Here is a 19,643-nt window from a genome sequence, read left to right as displayed (position 1 = left end):
AGTTCGATGTGGACAGACTGAAGTGGACCTTGGTGGTCAGCGGGTCTCGCGCAGCTCCACCGGTACCGCGGTCGGCTCGGCCGGGTTCTTCGGCTGCTCGCGCACCAGTTCGCCGTGCAAGATCATCCGCTGCCGGTTGGAGAACTTGGGGTGGCAGGTGGTGAGCGTGATCAGCTTGCGCCGCTGGGCATCCGGGACCTTGGCCGCGGCGTTGCCCGGGACCGGGGCGACGACCTCGCTCTGCTTGGGCGTGACGATCTGGCGGCCGACGGCCGCGGCGTAGGCGCCGGTGAGCGGCTCGACCCTGGTCGACCCGGGCGCGGCGCACAGCGGGTCGGCGCCCCTGGCGGCCCAGTCCTTGGCGTCCTCGACGGTGGGCAGCAGCCGGTAGACGAACCAGCCCGTCTCGGTCTCCACGACGATCGCGTCGCAGGACTGGAGCAGGTCCAGGTCGTTGAACGGGGCGCCCTTGCCGACCCGGTGCCCCGCGACGCTGAAGTTGCCCGGCTGACCGGGCAGGGCGGAGTTCTTGTAGTGGCCGGGGCCGACCTCGAGGTCGGCCTCGGTGGTCCCCTCGACGACGGTGAACCGGTAGTCCTCGCCGAGAGCGGGGATGTAGAGCTTGGCCATGCCCTCGCCGTCGGCGAACTCGAAGCGCTGGCTGCGCTCCGGGTCGGCGGTCGCGGGCGGGTGCTGCCACTGCTGGTCGAGGGCGGAGGTGACGTCGCGCTGCTTCTCGGCCGACATCAGGTCGGTGATCCACACCTCGTAGACCACGAACAGCAGCACCAGGACGCCCGCGGTGACCATCAGCTCGCCGACGGCCTTGACCACGGTGGCGCCCAGTCCGGCCTTGCGGCGGGGGGCGGGCGCGTCGGCGGTGCCGTCGGGGGCCCCGGGGTCGGCGGGGTCCGGGGGGTCCGCGGGATCACCGTCGTCGAACAGGTCGGCCTCGTCGACCGGCTCGGCGTTGGTCTCGGTGACCGGCTCGATGACCTCCTGGGTCTCGGGCTCCTGGTAGAAGGCGCCGCGCAGGTCGCCGCGGTGGACCTGGATCCACTCGGTGGGCTCGTCGCCCGCCGGGCGGACCGGCTGGATCACCTCGGTGTGCGCCTCGGCGGGGTGCGGGCGCCGCCGGGTCGGCTGGGCCGCGGCGGGGTGCGGCTCGGCCCGGCGGCGGCGACCACCGCTCGGCCCCGGCGGCTGGTGGCCATTGGCCTGCGGCTGGTCGCCGTTGCTCGGGGGCTGGTCGCCGTTGCTCGGGGGCTGGTTGCCGTTGGCCGGGGGCCGGCCGCGGCCGGTGTGCCGCGGGAGGCCGTTGCCCGTGGGCTGCTTGACCGGTTCCGCGTGCCTGCCGGTGGCGGGCACCTGGTGCGGCCGGGGCCGGACCGGCTGGCGGTAGGGCAGCTCGTCGGACGGCGGCGGCCGACGGCGATCGTCCACCTGTCCACCCCCTGCGTCGCTCCGTTGCCAAGACGATATGTCACCCGGGTGTTCGGGGGGTGTGAATGGGGGTGGACCACACACCTGCCCAATCGACAACCCCCGACCGGACGAACCGGACCTCAGGCCAGGAACCCGCGCAGCAGGGCCGCGGTACCCGCCAGGTGCTCGGCCATCGCGGCGCGGGCGGCGGGCGGGTCGCCGTCGAGGATGGCGTCGACGACCTCGCGGTGCTGCTGGTCGGAGTGCTCGACGTTGGCCGGGATCAGCGGGATCGCCGCGAGCAGCGCGTTGAGCCGGGTGCGCACGTCGGCGACCGCGCCGGTCAGCGACGGCGCGGCGGTGGCCTCGGCGATCGCCAGGTGCAGCCGGGAGTCGGTGCGGCGGTAGTCGGCGGTGGGCGCGTCCGCGCAGTCGGCCAGCCGGGCCCGCAGGTGCCTGCGCGCCTGCGGGCTCAGCGCCCGGGCGGCGGCGGCCTCGGCGGCCCCGGTCTCCAGGGCAAAGCGCAGGGTCAGGGTGTCCTCCAGCGCGCCGGGCACGGGCTCGGCCGCGGCGGCGGGGCGGTAGGCGGCCGGTGGGCGGACGAAGGTGCCGCCGTAGCGGCCGCGCCGGGACTCCACGTGGCCGGACTCCTGCAGCGCCCGCAGCGCCTCGCGCAGGGTGACCCGGCTGACCCGCAGGCGCGCGGAGAGCTCCCGTTCCGGCGGGAGCCGCCCGCCGGGCGGCACGACGCCCAAGCGGATGGCCTGCAGCATCCGCTCCATCGTCTCCTCGAAGGCGTTGCCCGCCCGGACGGGGCGGAACAGCGCCTCGGCCAGGACCGAGTCGGGCTCAGACGGGAGTGACATAGGCGCCGGAGATGCCGCCGTCGACCAGGAACGAGGACGCGGTCATGAACGAGGAGTCGTCGCTGGCCAGGAAGGCGACCGCGGCGGCGATCTCCTCGGGCTCGGCGAAGCGGCCGATCGGGATGTGCACCAGCCTGCGCGCGGCCCGCTCCGGGTCCTTGGCGAACAGCTCGCGCAGCAGCGGGGTGTTGACCGGGCCGGGGCACAGCGCGTTGACCCGCACGCCCTCGCGGGCGAACTGCACGCCCAGCTCGCGGCTCATCGCCAGCACGCCGCCCTTGGAGGCGGTGTAGGAGATCTGCGAGGTGGCCGCGCCCATGACCGCGACGAACGAGGCCGTGTTGATCACCGAGCCCTTGCCCTGGCGGCGCATGTGCCCGATGGCGTGCTTGCTGCACAGGTACACCGAGGTGAGGTTGACCTGCTGCACGCGCTGCCAGGCGTCGAGTCCGGTGGTGAGGATCGAGTCGTCCTCGGGCGGGGAGATGCCCGCGTTGTTGAACGCCACGTCCAGCGAGCCGTAGGTGTCGACCGCGGTCTGGAACAGGGCCTCGACCTGGGGTTCGTCGGTGACGTCGGTGCGCACGAACAGGCCGTCGACCTCCTGCGCCGCCGCCGTGCCGCCCGCGGTGTCGAGGTCGGCCACCACCACGCGGGCGCCCTCGGCGGCGAGCCTGCGCACCGAGGCCAGCCCGATGCCGCTCGCACCACCGGTGACGACCGCGACCCGGCCGTCCAGACGCTGGACCATGCTCACTCCTGGGTGTCGATGAAGACGTTCTTGGTCTCGGTGAACGCCGCGACCGCGTCCGGGCCCAGCTCGCGGCCGAGGCCGGACTGCTTGAAACCGCCGAACGGGGTCGAGTGGCGGACCGAGGAGTGCGAGTTGACCGAGAGGTTGCCCGCCTCCACCCCGCGCGCCACCCGCAGCGCGCGGCCGATGTCGCGGGTCCAGATGGAGCCTGCCAGGCCGTACTCGGTGTCGTTGGCCATCCGCACCGCCTCGGCCTCGTCGTCGAACGGCAGCACCGCCACGACCGGGCCGAAGACCTCGTCGGTGACCGCGCGGTGGTCGGCCGGGACCGGCCCGAGCACGGTCGGCGGGAACCAGAAGCCGGGGCCGTCGGGGGCGTGGCCGCGGCAGGCCACCGGCGCTCCGTCCACATAGGACGCGACCCGGTCGCGGTGGGCGGCCGAGACCAGCGGGCCCATCTCGGTGGCCTCGTCGCCGGGGTCGCCGACGACCACCCCCTTGACGGCCTGCTCGAACAGCGCCATGAACTCGTCGTAGGCGGTGCGCTGCACCAGGATCCGGGAGCGGGCGCAGCAGTCCTGGCCCGCGTTGTCGAACACCGCGTAGGGCGCGGTGGCCGCGGCCTTGGCCAGGTCGGCGTCGGCGAAGACGATGTTGGCGTTCTTGCCGCCGAGCTCCAGGGTCACCCGCTTCACCTGGTCGGCGCAGCCCGCCATGACCTGCTTGCCGACCTCGGTGGACCCGGTGAACACGACCTTGCGCACCAGCGGGTGGGTCACGAACCGCTCCCCCACCACCGCCCCGGCGCCCGGCAGGACCTGGAACACGTCCTCGGGGACGCCCGCCTGACGGGCCAGCTCGGCCAGCCGCAACGCGGTGAGCGGGGTCAGCTCAGCGGGCTTGAGCACCACGGTGTTGCCGGTGGCCAGCGCGGGCGCGAAGCCCCAGGCCGCGATCGGCATCGGGAAGTTCCACGGCACGATCACCCCGACCACGCCCAGCGGCTCGGCGAAGGTGATGTCCACCCCGCCCGCCACCGGGATCTGCCTGCCGAACAGGCGCTCCGGGGTGGCCGCGTAGTAGTGCAGCACGTCGCGGACGTTGCCCGCCTCCCAGCGGGCGTTGCCGATGGTGTGCCCGGCGTTGGCCACCTCCAGCCGGGCCAGGTGCTCAAGGTCGGCGTCGACGGCGTCGGCGAAGCGGCGCAGCAGCCGGGCGCGGTCGGCCGGGGCCACCGCGCGCCAGGCGGGCAGCGCGGCGTGCGCGCGGGCGATGGCGGCGTCGGCCTGGTCCACGCCGAGGAGCTCGACGTGCTCGACGACCTCCTCGGTGGCCGGGTTGACGACGGCGAAGGCGGTCACCGGGTTCCTCTCCTCTGGCAGGCGGCGCGCACCAGCGCGGCGAACAGGCGGACGTCGTCGGCGTTCTGCTCGGGGTGCGACTGCACGCCCAGCACGAACCGGGCCCCGGCCAGCTCGACCGCCTCGACGGTGCCGTCGGCCGCGGTGGCCACGACCCGCAGGCCGTCGGCGACCTTGTCCAGGGACTGGTGGTGGTGGCACAGCGCGGGCACCGACGCGCCGAGCACGGCGCCCAGCGCCGAGCGCGGGTCGACGGTGAGGTGGGTCTTGCCGAAGGTGGCGACCTGCGGCTGGTGGTCGGTGCTACCCACCACCTCGGGGGTGTGCTGGTGCAGGGTGCCGCCGAGGGCGACGTTGAGCAGCTGCATGCCCCGGCAGACCGCCAGGACCGGCAGCCCGATCGCGATGGCCGCGTCCAGCAGGGCGAACTCGGCGGCGTCGCGGGCGGGCTGCGGGGTCCCGGTCGTGGGGTGCGGCGCGGCACCGTAGTGCCGGGGGTCGATGTCGGGGCCGCCGGAGAGCACCAGGCCGTCGAGCCAGTCGATGGTCCCGGCCCGCCAGTCGCCGATCGGGGCGAGCAGCACCGGGTTGCCGCCCGCGGCGCGCACGCAGTCCAGGTAGACCCGGTGCAGCACGGCGGCGTCGGTCTCCCAGATGCCGAAGGTGGCCGGTTCGAGGTAGGTGGTGATCCCGATGACCGGGGGGCGGTCAGAGCCGTTCGAAGCCACGCACGCGCTCCCAGTCGGTGACGGCCGCGTCGAAGGCGCGCTGCTCCACGGTCGCGGCGTTGCGGTAGTGCTCGACCACCTCGGTGCCGAACGCCTCGTGGGCGACGGCGCTCCCGGCCAGCAGGTCGGCCGCTTCCCGCAGGGTGCTGGGGACGCGCGGTTTGTCTGAGGTGTAGGCGTTGCCGGTGTGCGCGGGCTCCAGCGGCAGCTCGTTGTCGATGCCGTGCAGGCCCGCGGCGATCATCGCGGCGACCGCCAGGTACGGGTTGACGTCGCCGCCGGGGACCCGGTTCTCCACCCGCAGCGAGGGCCCGTGGCCGACTACGCGCAGCGCGCAGGTGCGGTTGTCCACGCCCCACGCGATGGCGGTCGGGGCGAACGAGCCGTCGGCGAAGCGCTTGTAGGAGTTGACGTTCGGCGCGAACCAGTAGGTCAGCTCGCGCAGGCAGGCCTGCTGTCCGGCGATGAAGTGCCGGGTCAGCGGGGAGAACCCGTGCTCGCCGTCGCCCGCCATGACCAGCTCGCCGCCGGTACCGCGCAGGCTGAGGTGGATGTGGCAGGAGTTGCCCTCGCGCTGGTCGTACTTGGCCATGAAGGTGAGGCTGCGCCCGTGCGCGGCGGCGATCTCCTTGGCCCCGGTCTTGTAGATCCCGTGGTTGTCGCAGGTGGCCAGGGCCTCGGTGAAGCGGAAGGCGATCTCGTGCTGACCGGGGTTGCACTCGCCCTTGGCCGACTCGACGTAGAGGCCCGCGCCCGCCATGCCCAGCCGGATCGCGCGCAGCACCGGCTCGACCCGGCCGGTGCCCAGCAGCGAGTAGTCGACGTTGTACTGGTTGGCCGGGGTGAGCCCGTGGTAGCCGGCGCGCCAGGCCTGCTCGTAGGTGTCGTCGAAGAGCAGGAACTCCAGCTCGGTGCCGACGTGCGCGGTGAGCCCGCGCTCGGCGAGGCGGTCGAGCTGGCGGCGCAGGACCTGGCGCGGGGAGACGGTGACCGGCCCGCCCGCGACGAGCTCGACGTCGGCCAGGACCAGCGCGGTGCCCTCGTGCCAGGGCAGCAGCCGCAGGGTGGCCAGGTCGGGGCGCAGCACGAAGTCGCCGTAGCCGCGCTCCCAGGACGAGGAGGCGTACCCGGCGACGGTGTTCATCTCCACGTCCACCGCGAGCAGGTAGTCGCAGGCCTCGGTGGCGTGGTCGACGACCTCGTCGAGGAAGAAGCGGGCGGAGCAGCGCTTGCCCTGCAGCCTGCCCTGCATGTCGGTCATCGCGACCAGGACGGTGTCGACCTGACCGGCCCCGACCAGCTCGCGGAGCCGGGCCAGCGACAGCGGCGGCCGCGCCGCGGTGTCCGACATGAACTCCGGCTCCCCTCCGCAAAGGACCAGGTCTGCCCCATTGAACCGGTGGCCCTCGCATGCTGGCAGCGCGGCCCGACCAGCGCAACCGCTGTCGGGGGAACAGCCTGTAACGGTCGCTCGCGGAATACGGCGAATTGAACCGGTCCGACGAGCCGGACCGGACCGGGCAAAACGTGAATCCAATGGACCAGGGTGGTCCCATTGAGCTGACGAGCGGATACCCGGTTCCGACGCTCTGATCCGACTGTCCACTCAGGACCATCACACCGGTGTTCGGCTTGACGGCGGCCCGCCACGCCGGGATACACTGGATTGTCTCGGCACCCGAGCCGCTCGGCGGCCCAATGGTCAAGCGCCCCAGGGACTTCGCCGCGTTCGCGGCATCGGGAGCCCGCGGTGGGCAACTGGGAACGGGAAAAACACCACCACCCCGATGTCTTGTGAAGTTCACGGTGGTTAACAAATACTGACATCGTTCCACGCGAGGGGAACGCCACCCGACCGTCCGGCCAACTTCGACGAGGGCTGGAGCCCGGGCACCCTGCACGGTGTGGCCGACCCCCGCGCGGCCCGCGGGCCGGGGACGTGGCGACGGTGGTGGCGGCGACGCCACCACCGCGCCTATCCCGCTCGCCCAGGACCCGCTCGCCCAGGACTCGACCGACGGAGCCCCGACCCCTGCAGGTGGCTCCCATTCCGCGGAGGCCGTCACCCGGTGACGGCCTCCGCGGCTCGTCCGGGCCAAGAGACCCGAGCCACCCGCGCGGCGACCGGGACTGTCATCGCGGACAAACCTGGTTGTAACCGCCGGCACCGTGAATCTACTTATCGGTAACTTCACCCCTCCACGCCGGTTCACAGGTGCACCAGGTCGGAGGAGAACACATGCCAGTCAACCGAAGGCGGCGCTCGGCAGCGGTGGTCGCGGGTGTCGCGGCGGCGCTGACCGCGGCCGTCGTCGCGGTGCCCAGCGCGGGCGCCCAGGAGGGCGACTTCTACACCCCGCCCGCGACCCTGCCCGCCGCCAACGGCGACGTCGTCCGGTCCCAACCCGCCGACTTCTTCATCGACCCGACCAAGCTCGTCCGGGCCGACGGGACGGTCAACCGGATCATGTACCGCTCCACCGACCGCACCGGCGCCGCCATCGCGGTGACCGGCACGGTGATCACCCCGCGCAAGGCGTGGACCGGGTCGGGCGAGCGCCCGGTGATCGGCTACGCGGTGGGCACCCAGGGCCTGGGCGACCAGTGCGCGCCCTCGCGGCAGCTGGCGGCGGGCACCGAGTACGAGGGCCTGTTCGTCGCGGGCCTGCTGACCCGGGGCTGGGCCGTCGTGCTCACCGACTACCAGGGCCTGGGCACCCCGGGCGTGCACACGTACATGTCGCGGGTCGTGCAGGGCACCGCCGTGCTCGACGGCATCCGGGCCGCCCAGCGGCTGCCCGCGGCGAACCTGCCCGACCACGGCCCGGTCGCGGTGGCCGGCTACTCCCAGGGCGGCGGGGCGGCCGCGGCGGCGGCCGAGCTGGCCCCGACCTACGCCCCCGAGCTGAAGCTGGCGGGGGTGGCCGCGGGCGCGGTGCCCGCCGACCTGGCCGCGGTGGGCAAGTCCCTCGACGGTGGTCTGTACGCGGCGTTCGTCGGGTACGCGGTGGCCGGGCTGGAGGCCGCGTACGGCATCGACGTCGGCCCGTACCTCAACGCCAAGGGCAAGCAGTTCCTGGCCGAGGTCAAGGGACAGTGCCTGTTCGACTCGATCCCCAGGTTCGCCTTCGCCCAGACGAGGTCGTTCACCGCGGACGGTCGCCCGATCGACCAGCTGCTCGGCCAGGAGCCGTTCCGGACGATCGTGACCGAACAGCTCATCGGGAACGCCAAGCCCACCGCGCCGGTCCTGGTGACCCACTCGCTGCTCGACGACGTGATCCCCTACGGCGTGGGCAAGGGGCTGGTGCAGCGCTGGTGCGCCAAGGGGGCGAACGTGAAGTTCTCCACGAACCTGGCCCCGACGCACGTCGGCGGCGCGGTCGCGGCGTTCCCCGAGGAGTTCGCCTTCCTCGAGGCGCGGTTCGCCGGGAGGGCCCAGCGCTCCACCTGCTGAGTCACGCTCCGTGCGCCCCCTGGAATACTCGACTCGTCAACACGAGGAGGTGCCAGGGTGGCGCACGGAGATGTCGGACTCGAACTGGGCACGCGGGTGGCCGAGGCGCTGCGCCGCGGGCTGGACCTGGTGGTCACCCCGGCGGAGGCCGTCATCCGACCGTCCACCCGCGAGGGTGCCGACTACCAGTGCAACGCGGCGATGAGCCTGGCCAAGAAGCTCGGGCGCAAGCCGCGCGAGGTGGCCGAGGCCATTGTGGCCAACCTCGACGCCGCGGACATGCTGGAGACCCCGGAGATCGCCGGGCCCGGCTTCATCAACCTGCGGCTGCGCGACGACTGGCTGCGCGGGCGCGCGGCCGAGCTGCTCGGCGACGACCGGCTCGGCGTGCCCGCGGTGAGCGCCCCGCGCCGGTTCGCGCTGGACTACTCCAGCCCGAACGTGGCCAAGGAGATGCACATCGGGCACCTGCGCTCGTCGATCATCGGCGACGCGATCCTGCGGCTGCTGCGCTTCGCCGGGCACGAGGTGACCCCGCACAACCACCTCGGCGACTGGGGCACCCCGTTCGGCATGCTCATCGAGCACCTGCTGGACAACGGCTGGACCCCCGAGGGCGAGCACTCGATCCACGACCTCAACGGCTTCTACCAGGAGGCCCGCAAGAAGTTCGACGCCGACCCGGACTTCGCCGACCGGGCCAGGGCCCGGGTGGTGGCGCTGCAGGGCGGCGACGAGCCGACGCTGGCGCTGTGGCGGGTGCTGGTCGAGGAGTCCACCCGGCACTTCCAGAAGGTCTACGGGCTGCTCGGCGTCGAGCTGACCCCCGCGGACACCTACGGCGAGAGCTTCTACAACCCCTACCTCGACGAGGTCATCGCCGACCTGGAGGGCAAGGGGCTCACCCAGGTCAGCGACGGCGCGGTGTGCGTGTTCCCGCCCGGGTTCACCAACCGCGAGGGCGAGCCGCTGCCGCTGATCGTGCGCAAGTCCGACGGCGGCTACGGCTACGCGAGCACCGACCTGGCCACCGTCCGCTACTGGGTGGACGAGCGCGGCATGACCGACCTGCTCTACGTGGTCGGCACCCCGCAGGCGCAGCACTTCGACATGGTCTTCGCCGCGTCCCGGCAGGCGGGCTACCTGACCGAGGACCAGACGGCCGTGCACATCGGGTTCGGCACCATCCTGGGCGAGGACGGCAAGACCATCCGCACCCGGGCGGGCGCCTCGGTGAAGCTGGTCGACCTGCTGTCCGAGGCGGTCGAGCAGGCCTCCGCGACGGTGGCCGAACGGTCCTCTTTGGACAGTGCGCAGCAGGCCGAGGTGGCCCGGGCGGTGGGCATCGGCGCGGTGAAGTACGCCGACCTGTCCAACGACCGGGAGAAGGACTACACCTTCACCTGGGCGCGGATGCTGGCCACCGAGGGCAACACGTCGGTCTACCTGCAGTACGCCAACGCGCGCGCGCACTCGGTGCTGCGCAAGGCCGAGCAGGAGCCCGCGGGCGAGGTGCTGTTCACCGAGCCCGCCGAGCGCGTGCTGGCGCTGAAGCTGCTGCAGCTGCCCGGGGCGCTGACCGCGACCACCGAGTCCTACGCCCCGCACAAGCTGTGCGGCTACCTCTACGAGCTGGCCGCGGTGTTCACCACGTTCTACGACACCTGCCCGATCCTCAAGCCGGACGTCGACCCGGCCGTGCGCGCCTCGCGGCTGGTGCTGACCAGGGTGACCTCGGACGTGCTCACCCTCGGGCTGGGCCTGCTCGGGATCGACGCCCCGCACGAGCTGTAGCCGCCCGCCCGGCCCGCCCCGGTTTGCCCCGGGGCGGGCCGGGCGGCACAGTGGTCCGGTGACGATCTCCGAGCGGGTGCGGTTGCTGGACGAGGCGGGCCACGGCATCGGGTTGGCCGACAAGGCGACCGTCCACCACGCCGACACCCCGCTGCACTTGGCGTTCTCCAGCTACGTGTTCGACCGCGACGGGCGCTTCCTGCTCACCCGGCGCGCGGCGCACAAGAAGACCTGGCCCGGCGTGTGGACGAACTCGTGCTGCGGGCACCCCGCGCCCGGCGAGCCGCCGATGGACGCCGTGGCCCGCAGGCTCGCCGACGAGCTGGGGCTGACCGGACCGTACAAGGTGGAGCTGGTCCTGCCGCGGTTCCGCTACCGGGCCGAGTTGGACGGCGTGGTGGAGAACGAGATGTGCCCGGTCTACCGGGTCGTGGTCGACGACGAGCCGGTGCCCAACCCGGACGAGGTGGACGCGGTGGAGTGGCTGCCGTGGGCGGAGTTCACCGCGGCCGCGCTCTCCGGGGCGCGCACCGTGTCGCCGTGGTGCGTGCTGCAGCTGCGCGAGCTGACCGCGCTGGGCCCGGACCCGCTCGTCTGGCCGCTGGGCGACCCGGCCGACCTGCCGCCGGACGCGCGCTGACCCGGAGATCATTTTCGGACCAACCACCGAACTGGGCGATTTCCGGCGCGGCGGCGCACCGTTTCTCTCTACGGTGGGTTTCGTGAAGATCTTGTTCAGCAGCATCCCCGCACACGGTCACACCTACCCCCTGCTCCCCCTGGCGGTCGCCGCGAAGGCCCAGGGGCACAGCATCACCTACGCCACGGGCGAGAACTTCCACCCCACGCTGGCCCGGCTGGGGTTCGACACCGTCGCCGCCGGGCGCGACATCGGCGGCGCGTTCGTCGAGGTCGCGGGCGGCCCGGTCAGCCCGGCCGAGATGCAGAGCCGCTCGCCCGAGGAGATGCGGCGCATCATCTCCCGGGTGTTCGGCGTGGTCCTGCCCAGCAGCTTCATCGCCGACCTGCGCCCGGTGCTCGCCGAACGGGCGCCGGACCTGGTCGTCTACGAGTCGGCCTGCCCGGGCGCCGGGATCGCGGCCAAGGCCGCCGGGATCCCGGCGGTCTGCCACGGCATCGGCCGCGGCGTGCCCGCCGGGCAGCTCAGCGCCCTGCTGGCCGACATCGTCCCGCTGGCCGAGGCCGCCGGGGTCGACTACGACGTCGAGCACGGCCGCGGCCGCGGTGACGCGCTCCTGGACATCTACCCACTCTCGATCCAGGACCCGGCGGCCACCGCGGCGCCGCGGCGGGTGCCGCTGCGCCCGGTCGCCTTCGCCGACCCGGGTGAGCTGCCCGGCTGGGTCACCGAGCCGGGCGAGCCGATCGTCTACCTGACCCTGGGCACCTCCTTCGGCAGCGTCGAGGTGCTGCGCACCGCCATCCACGCGCTCGCCGCGACCGGCGCCCGGGTGCTGGTGGCCGCGGGGCCCACGGTCGACGTCGCCGCGCTGGGCGAGCCGCCCGCGAACGTGACCATCGAGTCCTGGGTGCCGCAGGCCGACCTGCTCCCGCACGTGGACCTGGTCGTCCACCACGGCGGCGCGGGCACCACGCTGGGGGCGGCGGGCGCGGGCGTCCCGCAGCTGTTCCTGCCGCAGGGGGCCGACCAGTTCACCAACGCCGAGGCGGTGACCGGGTTCAACGCGGGCAGGCAGCTGCTGCCCGCGGACACCACGGCGGAGCGGATCACCGAGAACGCCACGGCACTGCTCACCGACACCGACGTCGCGGAGGCGGTGGCGGCGCTGGCCGCGGACATCGCCACCATGCCCACGCCGGAGGACGTCGCCAAGCGGCTGCCGGAGTTCGCCTAGACCGATCGGCCCCGGGCGGTTGGCGGATCCACCCGCCTGCCACCCGGGGTCCTTCTGCCTGTCCCGCAGGGAGATCGTGGCCGTGTCACCCGGGGACCCCGCGCCCGGCGACGTGACCGCCGGGTAGTCGCCACCACCATCTGAGCACGGCCGGTCGAACGCCCCGCGCGACCGTAGGGTGGATCTTGTGAAGATCCTCTTCAGCTCCCTCGCCGCGCACGGTCACACCTACCCCATGCTCCCCCTCGCCATCGCGGCAAAGGCGCACGGGCACCAGGTCGTCTTCGCCACGCACGAGAGCTTCCACCGCACCCTAGCCACCCTGGGCTTCGAGCCGGAGTCGGCCGGGACACCGGTCTGGACGGCGTTCGTGGAGGCCGCCGGGCACCGGCCCAACCCCGCCGAGCTCACCGGCGCGGAGGCCGGGCGGCTGGCCGCGGCCGTGTTCGGCGACCGGTTGCCCGACGGCATCGCGACCGACCTGGCGCCGGTGCTCGCCCGGCACCGGCCGGACCTGGTCGTCTGGGGCGCGGCCAACGCCGGGGCCGACATCGCCGCCCGGGCGGCCGGGATCCCGTCGATCTGCCACGGGTTCGGCCGCGCGGGGTGGCCCGCGGACCTGAGCGAGGTGGCGGCCCGGCACGGCGTCGCGCCCTACGAGTTCTCCCCCGGCCTCGTCGCCGGGCAGGTCTACCTCGACATCTTCCCGCCTTCCTTGCAGGACAAGGCTTTCCTGGACGGTTCAGCCGACCGGCTGCCGCTGCGCCCGGTGGCCTTCTCCGAGCCGGGCGAGCTGCCGCTGACCGGCAGACCGCTGGTCTACCTGACCCTGGGCACGGCCTTCGGCAGCCCCGGCGTGCTCCGCGCGGCCATCGACGGTCTGGCCGCCACCGGCGTGCACGTGCTGGTCGCGACCGGGCCGACCGTCGACGCGGCGGGCCTGGGCCCGCTGCCGGACCGGGTCACGGTCCAGTCGTGGGTGCCGCAGGCCGACCTGCTCCCCCGGGTCGACCTGGTGGTCCACCACGGCGGCGCGGGCACCACGCTCGGCGCCGCGGCAGCCGGTGTGCCGCAGCTGTTCCTGCCGCAGGGGGCCGACCAGTTCACCAACTCCGACGCCGTGGTGGGGATCGGCGCGGGCCGGGCTCTGACCCGCGAGGAGGTCTCCGCCGGTTCGATCACCGGGGCGGCGGCCACGCTGCTCGACGACCGGGCGACCGCCCTCGCCGCGCGGGGCCTGGCCGAGGAGATCGCCGCGATGCCCGCCCCGGCGGCGGTCGCCGCCCGGCTGCCCGAGTTCGCCTGAACCGCCGTTCGGCCCCCACCGGTCGCCGGTGGGGGCCGGGGACTGGCCACTGGCCTTGATCGCGAAGTCACCGGAGGCCTGGGTCTCGGCCACGGCGATCGGCACGTCCACCGGCAGCGCGACACCGGTCGGTGCCGACTCGCCCGCCGCCGACACCGCGCGGCCCTGGGTGGCGGTCCTGCGGCGACTCATCGTCCACAGTGGACGTCTACGCGGGACTGCCCGGCCCGGACGGGATCACCCGTTCGGTTCCCGCCACTGCAACCCGTAGCTCAGGCCCTGCTGCAGGTCGTGGAACTCCAGGGCGATGTCACCCACCCGGTCGATCTTCAGCTGCTCCTCGCCCGGGACGAAGTCCTCGAACGCCTTGGCGGGCAGCCCGCTGATCCGCCACACCTGGGTCGGCGGGTTCGCCGGGTCGAAGCGCACCCGCACCGAGAAGTCCTCGCACCGGCGCAGCGGGGTGAACACGTAGTACGGCCGCATCCACGACCGCGGGTACGAGGTGAACTTGATGCTGTAGTCGTGCCGCTGCCCCAGGCTCAGCGGGCTGGGCAGCCGCACGATGAACCGGGTGTGGCTGGAGGAGACCCGCTGCTCCTCGACGATCTCGCCGCCGTAGGCGATCTCCGCGCGGATCACCTGGCCCTCGGGCATCGCCTGGTCGCGCGGGGCGCTCAGGGACAGCACCAGCTCGTCGAGCTCGTCGACCGCGGCCACGATCTGGCGCTGCTCGGTCAGCGTCGGGGTGTCCAGGTCCAGCCGCAGCGCGGCGTGCAGCGACTCGACGTACCAGCCGTCCGGGGAGTACGAGCCCGCCTTGCGGTCGCGCATGCCCACGTCGTAGAGCAGCTCGGCGAGCAGCTGGAAGGCGCTGTCCACCCGCCTGCGGGCGGTGCGCGGGTCGCGGTCGAAGCGGGTGGCCAGCCAGTCGATGCGCTGGTCGAGGAAGCCGCCGTCGGCCTCCTTGTGCAGCCCGAGCGCGGCCAGCGCGGCGGTCTGCAGGTCGGTGGGCAGCCGGGCGCTCAGGTGCGTCAGCTGCAGCACCAGCTTGCGCCGCACCAGGGCCGGGTCGTCCATGCCGGTGATCCCGCAGGCCATCCGCAGCGCGCCGCCGACCCGGGTGTGCAGGTCGTCGGAGCGCACCCCGCGACCGCGCCGGATCTCCTTGAGCTCGCTGACCACGTCGGCGATCTGCACACCCACCACCTTCGTCATGGATTCCTCCTCCGATTCCCAGCATCGCAGAACGGCCCCACCCGTTACCAGGGACAGGCCGGTTCGGACCGCGCATCAATGGACAGATCGTGGACAACCCGATCCGTGAATGCGCGCGGCGACGGGTGGCCCGCGGATTCTCCCGCGGGCCACCGGTCACACCCCCACATTTTTCTCCAGTTGGCCACCGGGGTAATGTGGTGACCGCGAAGGTAATCGGCTGGACCCGGCGCCCACCGGGTCCGCCACCCCTCAGACCAGCAGCAGCGCGAGGGTGCTCAGCACCCAGGCCATGATCGAGTGACTCTCCACGGCGACCACCTCCTCCCTGTTCCGGCGCAGGGTCGAGCCCCGCGCCTGATGGTTTTTCCTTCGTGTGGCGGTACCGGCCAAGCGAGAATGGATTCCGCTCGCTACAGCCCGGCGACCACGAGGCCCGAACCGAAGCCCGCGACGAAGAGCCAGAATCCCATTCGCGCCACCGAGCTCACTGTCATCAGCATTCTCATCTCGATCCCCCCTCCAGGAGATTCACCGACCCGCGAGACAAGAATGCCCCGGCCAGCGGGCCGGGGCGATGACGTGTGGCGTGCTCAGACCATGCCATTTGGCATGTCGCCGACGAACGCGCGGAGCACCGCGGGCCGGGCGATGACGGTCTGGCGGCGGGTGTTCACCACGATCCCGCGGTCGCGCAGCACGGCGAAGGCGCGGGCGACCGCGCGCAGCGAGGCACCGACCCGGTTCGCCACGTCCTGCTGGGTGAACGGCATGCTCAGCACGACACCGGCCTCGGTGCGGGAGCCGTAGGTGCTGGAGAGCCAGAGCAGGTAGGCCGCCACCCGCTTGGTCACGTCCATCATGGCCACGTCGGCGCGGGCGTGCTGGGCCTCCTGCAGCCGCGCGGCCAACTGCTTGATCATCGCCAGCGCCACCCCCGGGCGCTGCGCGATCAGCCTGCCGAACTGCTCGGCGCGCAGCCACACCGCGGACACCTCGTCGAGGGAGTCCACGTTGGCCATCCGCACCCAGCCGTCGTGCAGCGCGGCCAGGTCGCCCAGGACGTCGCCGGGGCCCCGGAAGGCCAGCAGCACGACCTGCCCGTCGGCGCCGGTCGCCGACACCCGGACCCAGCCGTGCAGCAGGAGCAGCACGTGGTCGGTCGGGTCCCCCTGGCGCAGCAGCACCTCACCGGGCGCGAACGTGCGCAGCGGTCCCAGACCGACCACGTGCGCGCGGTCTTCCTCGGTCAGGTAGGCCATCAGGGACTCGGCCACCAGCTCACTCGGAAGTCGCATGGCCACCCCTCTCGCCGTCGACTGAGCATGATCATCGCCCGGTCGACGGCGGCACGCCACCGGGGCAGGTGGTCACGGCCGCCCGGGCGGCCCGGGTAGTTCGGTTTCCATGGTGGAACTCCTTTTCCTCGGTGACGACCGGCGGTCGGCCGTCACCGACGGTAAGCCGTCCGCGCGCGCGGTGCCGTGCCCACGGGCGGGTTGACCACCTTCTGTCCACACGCGCGAAACCGCCCGGCGGCGCGCTGGGGAGGCGCGGGCCGCCGGGCGGGATCTGGGGGTGGCTCAGCCGGTCAGGTCGTAGACCGTGGAGCCGCCGACGGTGGTGGCGGTGTAGTTGGCCTGCACCCAGGTGGCGATCTCGGTGGTCGAGGAACCCCCGCCACCGGGGCCGCCGCCCTGGCCGCCGCCGCTGATGAAGTAGCTGATCTCGCCGTTGGCCACGGCCGCCTGGAACTGGGCCAGGGTGGGCGCGTCGTCGGTGCCGCTCCAGCCGCCGATGGCGATGACGGCCTTGCCGGTGGCCAACTCCAGGCTCGCCGCGGTCTGGGCGCCGGAGACAGCGGCGGCCCACTTGGTGGTGCTGCCGGAGAGCAGCGCGGTCAACTCGCTGTTGGCCGAACCACCGTCCATGCCACCCGATCGGGTGGTGGTGCCGGTGTCCGTGGAGCCGGTGCCGGTCGAGCCGGTGTCCGCCGAGCCCGGGGCGCCGGTGCTGGTCGGATCGGTGCCGGTCGCGCCGGTGCCGGTGTCAGTTCCGCTGCCGGTGCCGGTGCCGGGCTGGGTGCCGCCGGGACCACCGGTGCCGGCCGGCGGGGTGCCGCCGCGTTGGCCGCCGCCGCCCATGGCGCTGGACGTGGGGCCGGAGGTGGGGATCGAGCCGGTGTGGGCCTGGCCCGCCGTGCTCACCGCCCACGCCGTGCCGCCAAGGCCCAGGGCCAACACGGCCGCCGCCACCAGGACCGCCAAGGCCTTGCGGGCCTGCGGCGCGCCGACCAGCAGCACCGTCGTCACGCCGATGCCGAGGGCACCGATGACGAACTTCAGCCAGGGCAGGAAGTCCGCGGAGCGGGCGAGCAGGACGTAGTCCCAGGTCGCGGTCGCCGCCACCATCGTCGCCAGGGCCGCCCGGGGCGCGAACAGCGCGCGGCCCCGCCACAGCTCCCGCCCGCCGATGGCCACCAGCGCGGCGAGCGCGGGCGCCATGGCCACCGCGTAGTACGGGTGGGTCGTACCGCCCATGTAGCTGAAGACCAGGCCGGTCACCAGCAGCCAGCCGCCCCAGAGCAGCAGCGACGCACGGGTCCGGTCAGTGCGCGGCGCCCGACGGGTGAACCACAGCCCGGCGACCAGGGCGATCAACGCGGCGGGCAACAACCAGGAGATCTCACCGCCGAACGCGGAGTTGAACATGCGGGTGATCCCGGTCGAGCCACCGAAACCGGTGGACCCGTCCCCGCCGCCGCCGTTGCCGTCACCGCCGAGGACGCGGCCCAGGCCGTTGTAGCCCAGGGCCAGCTCCAGCAGGCTGTTGTTCGTCGAGCCGCCGATGTACGGCCTGCTGTCGGCGGGCCACAGCTCGACCAGCGCCACGTACCACCCGGCGGAGACGACCATCGTCGCCAGCGCGCCGAGCAGGTGCAGCACGCGCTTGCCCACGCCGGTCGGACCGGCGACCAGGTAGACCAGCGCGAACGCGGGCAGCACCAGGAACGCCTGCATCATCTTGGTCAGGAACGCGAACCCGATCAGCGCACCGGCCAGCATCAGCCACTTCGGCTTGTCCAGTGCTCGCACCACGCAGTACGCGGCGGCGACCAAGAGCAACACCAGCAAGGCGTCCGGGTTGTTGAAGCGGAACATGAGCACCGCCACCGGTGTCAGTGCGAGCGCCGCCCCGGCGATCAACCCGGCCACCGGCCCGTTGGTGCGCTTGACGGTCGCGTACAGGAGTCCGACCGAGGCCACCCCCATCAACGCCTGCGGTGCCAACACGGTGAAACTGGAGAACCCGAACACCCGCGCGAACGCCGTCGCCACCCACAGCGCGCCTGGTGGTTTGTCCACCGTTATCGCGTTACCCGCGTCGAGCGAACCGAAGAGCCACGCCTTCCAACTCTGCGTCCCGGCCTGCACGGCGGCGGCGTAGAAACCGTTGCCGAAGCCGGAAGCGGTGAGATCCCACAGGTAGAGCACCGCAGTCGCGACGAGCAACGCCATCGCGGCAGGCCGGACGAACGCGGGCTGGTCAAGCGGACCACGCACCAGCCTGCGAACACGGCCAACGGGCGGCGTCGCCATCGGCTGGTCGGCGGAATGCTTGGGCGGAGCGGAAAGCAGGGTGGTCATAGCGGTCTCTCCTCAGGCGGCAACGGGCAGGGAACGCGGCCGAACGGCCGCCTTGCGGGAGGCGGAGCGACGCATCCGAGCGACACCACGCAGATCGGCGATCGCCGTGGCCACGATGTCCACAGAGGAATCAGGGTCATCGATCCAGTCGACCGGGACCTCGTAGGTGCGCAGCCCGCACCGCTGGGCCAGCACGAGCAGTTCGGTGTCGAAGAACCAGGCCGTGTCCTCGACCAGCGGCAACAACGCCTGCGCCGCATCAGCCCGAATCGCCTTGAACCCGCACTGCGCGTCCGAGAACCGCGCTTTGAGGACAGTGCGGAGGATCAGGTTGTAGCAGCGGGAGATGAACCCGCGCTTGGCCCCACGCACAACCCGCGCCCCCCGAGCCAGCCGCGAACCGATGGCCAGGTCCGAGTGCCCGGACAACAGCGGCGCAACGAGCACGTCCAGCGCGGAGAGATCGGTGGACAAGTCGACATCCATGTAGGCCAACACGGCGGCATCCGAGGCCAACCACACGGTCTTGAGGGCCCGACCACGGCCTTTCTCGGCCAACCGCACCACCTCGACCTCGGGCAACTCGGCGGCCAACCGCCGAGCGATCTGCGGGGTGGCGTCGGTGGAGGCGTTGTCAGCCACGGTGATCCGGAACCGGTAGGGAACCGAGACCGCGAGGTACGCGCGCAGCGTCCGAACGCAGGTCTCCAGATCGTCTTCCTCGTTGTACACGGGAACAACCACGTCGAGCAGCACCTCGCCCGACCCGAGATCGACCGCACCGGCCACGGGCCGGTCCGTCGTGAGCAGTGTCGCTGTCATGGGCACAACAGTCGGCCTCGGCGCTGAGCGCCCGTTGTGCCTTCCCTTTGCAGCGGCTGTGCGTCAGCGACCCGTGATGTGACCTACGGGACACGCAGAACGACATGAGGCAAGAACCAGAACTCGCCCTCCTCCCCTGCCCCCTCCCTCCGCCCTTCCCTCCCTCCCTTTCACACCCCTCCCTTTCCCTCTTCCCTTCTCTTCCTCCCGCCACCACCAGCCGCAGCGGATAGGCCGACCTCGCTGGTACGCAAGTCCCATTACGGATGCTCGATCTGGTGGACTCGCTTCGTGTGGGGGGAGAGTGCCGCTAAACTTGCCGTGGGTGGGGATGCCCTTACCTGCCCTTTTCTCTCCACCGCGGTGCTCTAGGGGCCCCACACGAAGC

General features: G+C 72.7%; 14 protein-coding genes and 1 pseudogene. 5 read left to right on the top strand and 10 right to left on the bottom strand.

The annotated features are described in order from the left end of the window. Nucleotides 1-36: 36 nt before the first annotated feature. From QSK30_RS32130 to QSK30_RS32105, 6 genes are all read right to left on the bottom strand, one after another. Entirely contained in the window at nt 37-1,443 is a 1,407-nt protein-coding gene (locus tag QSK30_RS32130; RefSeq protein ID WP_285508708.1) for a class E sortase, read from the bottom strand. Nucleotides 1,444-1,565: 122 nt separating this feature from the next. Beyond that, nucleotides 1,566-2,291 carry a FadR/GntR family transcriptional regulator gene (locus QSK30_RS32125; RefSeq protein WP_285508706.1) on the bottom strand — a complete coding sequence of 242 codons (726 nt, stop codon included), beginning with the start codon at nt 2,289-2,291 and terminating at the stop codon, nt 1,566-1,568. Further along, nucleotides 2,275-3,042 carry a 3-oxoacyl-ACP reductase gene (locus QSK30_RS32120; protein ID WP_285508704.1) on the bottom strand — a complete coding sequence of 256 codons (768 nt, stop codon included), beginning with the start codon at nt 3,040-3,042 and terminating at the stop codon, nt 2,275-2,277. Before QSK30_RS32120 ends, QSK30_RS32125 begins: the two co-directional genes overlap by 17 nt. A 2-nt stretch (nt 3,043-3,044) precedes the next feature. Beyond that, nucleotides 3,045-4,406 (bottom strand): aldehyde dehydrogenase family protein, encoded by a 1,362-nt coding sequence (locus QSK30_RS32115; protein WP_285508702.1) that lies wholly within the window; start codon nt 4,404-4,406, stop codon nt 3,045-3,047. Beyond that, a complete protein-coding gene (locus QSK30_RS32110; RefSeq protein ID WP_285508701.1) occupies nt 4,403-5,134 on the bottom strand; it encodes a gamma-glutamyl-gamma-aminobutyrate hydrolase family protein in 732 nt (243 codons plus the stop codon). The genes QSK30_RS32115 and QSK30_RS32110 overlap by 4 nt, the downstream gene beginning before the upstream one ends. Then, nucleotides 5,115-6,485, bottom strand: a complete 1,371-nt coding sequence (locus QSK30_RS32105; protein WP_285508699.1) for a glutamine synthetase family protein — start codon at nt 6,483-6,485, stop codon at nt 5,115-5,117. Before QSK30_RS32105 ends, QSK30_RS32110 begins: the two co-directional genes overlap by 20 nt. Before the next feature lie 888 nt (nt 6,486-7,373). Between QSK30_RS32105 and QSK30_RS32100 the strand changes: the two genes are divergently transcribed. The 5 genes from QSK30_RS32100 to QSK30_RS32080 all read left to right on the top strand — a co-directional run bounded on the left by QSK30_RS32100 (nt 7,374) and on the right by QSK30_RS32080 (nt 13,568). After that, on the top strand, nt 7,374-8,591 hold the full coding sequence (locus tag QSK30_RS32100) for a lipase family protein (RefSeq protein ID WP_285508698.1): 1,218 nt from the start codon (nt 7,374-7,376) through the stop codon (nt 8,589-8,591). Between the two features lie 57 nt (nt 8,592-8,648). Then, the gene (gene argS, locus QSK30_RS32095; RefSeq protein ID WP_285508696.1) at nt 8,649-10,385 is read left to right on the top strand and encodes an arginine--tRNA ligase; all 1,737 of its coding nucleotides are present in this window, start codon (nt 8,649-8,651) and stop codon (nt 10,383-10,385) included. Nucleotides 10,386-10,443: 58 nt separating this feature from the next. Continuing rightward, nucleotides 10,444-11,025, top strand: coding sequence for an isopentenyl-diphosphate Delta-isomerase (gene idi, locus QSK30_RS32090; RefSeq protein ID WP_285508694.1), 582 nt, complete (start codon nt 10,444-10,446; stop codon nt 11,023-11,025). Between the two features lie 82 nt (nt 11,026-11,107). Next, nucleotides 11,108-12,262, top strand: coding sequence for a glycosyltransferase (locus tag QSK30_RS32085; RefSeq protein WP_285508692.1), 1,155 nt, complete (start codon nt 11,108-11,110; stop codon nt 12,260-12,262). A 187-nt stretch (nt 12,263-12,449) separates the two neighbouring features. Beyond that, nucleotides 12,450-13,568, top strand: coding sequence for a glycosyltransferase (locus tag QSK30_RS32080; protein WP_285508690.1), 1,119 nt, complete (start codon nt 12,450-12,452; stop codon nt 13,566-13,568). Between the two features lie 237 nt (nt 13,569-13,805). On the opposite strand, the gene QSK30_RS32075 is transcribed toward QSK30_RS32080, so the two are convergent. From QSK30_RS32075 to QSK30_RS32060, 4 genes and pseudogenes are all read right to left on the bottom strand, one after another. Continuing rightward, the gene (locus QSK30_RS32075) at nt 13,806-14,786 is read right to left on the bottom strand and encodes a hypothetical protein (RefSeq protein WP_285508689.1); all 981 of its coding nucleotides are present in this window, start codon (nt 14,784-14,786) and stop codon (nt 13,806-13,808) included. 593 nt (nt 14,787-15,379) lie between these two features. Continuing rightward, nucleotides 15,380-16,084: a Crp/Fnr family transcriptional regulator gene (locus QSK30_RS32070; protein ID WP_285508688.1), complete on the bottom strand. Its 705-nt coding sequence runs from the start codon at nt 16,082-16,084 to the stop codon at nt 15,380-15,382. Nucleotides 16,085-16,369: 285 nt separating this feature from the next. Continuing rightward, the gene (locus QSK30_RS32065; protein ID WP_285508686.1) at nt 16,370-18,433 is read right to left on the bottom strand and encodes a glycosyltransferase family 39 protein; all 2,064 of its coding nucleotides are present in this window, start codon (nt 18,431-18,433) and stop codon (nt 16,370-16,372) included. A gap of 63 nt (nt 18,434-18,496) precedes the next feature. After that, nucleotides 18,497-19,255: pseudogene (locus QSK30_RS32060) on the bottom strand (dolichyl-phosphate beta-glucosyltransferase); the annotation flags it as partial. Between the last annotated feature and the right edge of the window lie 388 nt (nt 19,256-19,643).

It is taken from the genome of Actinokineospora sp. NBRC 105648 (genome assembly GCF_030269645.1).
Classification (GTDB): Bacteria; Actinomycetota; Actinomycetes; order Mycobacteriales; family Pseudonocardiaceae; genus Actinokineospora.
Note: the sequence above shows the minus strand (reverse complement) of the source record. Positions and strands in the feature narration are given on the sequence as shown.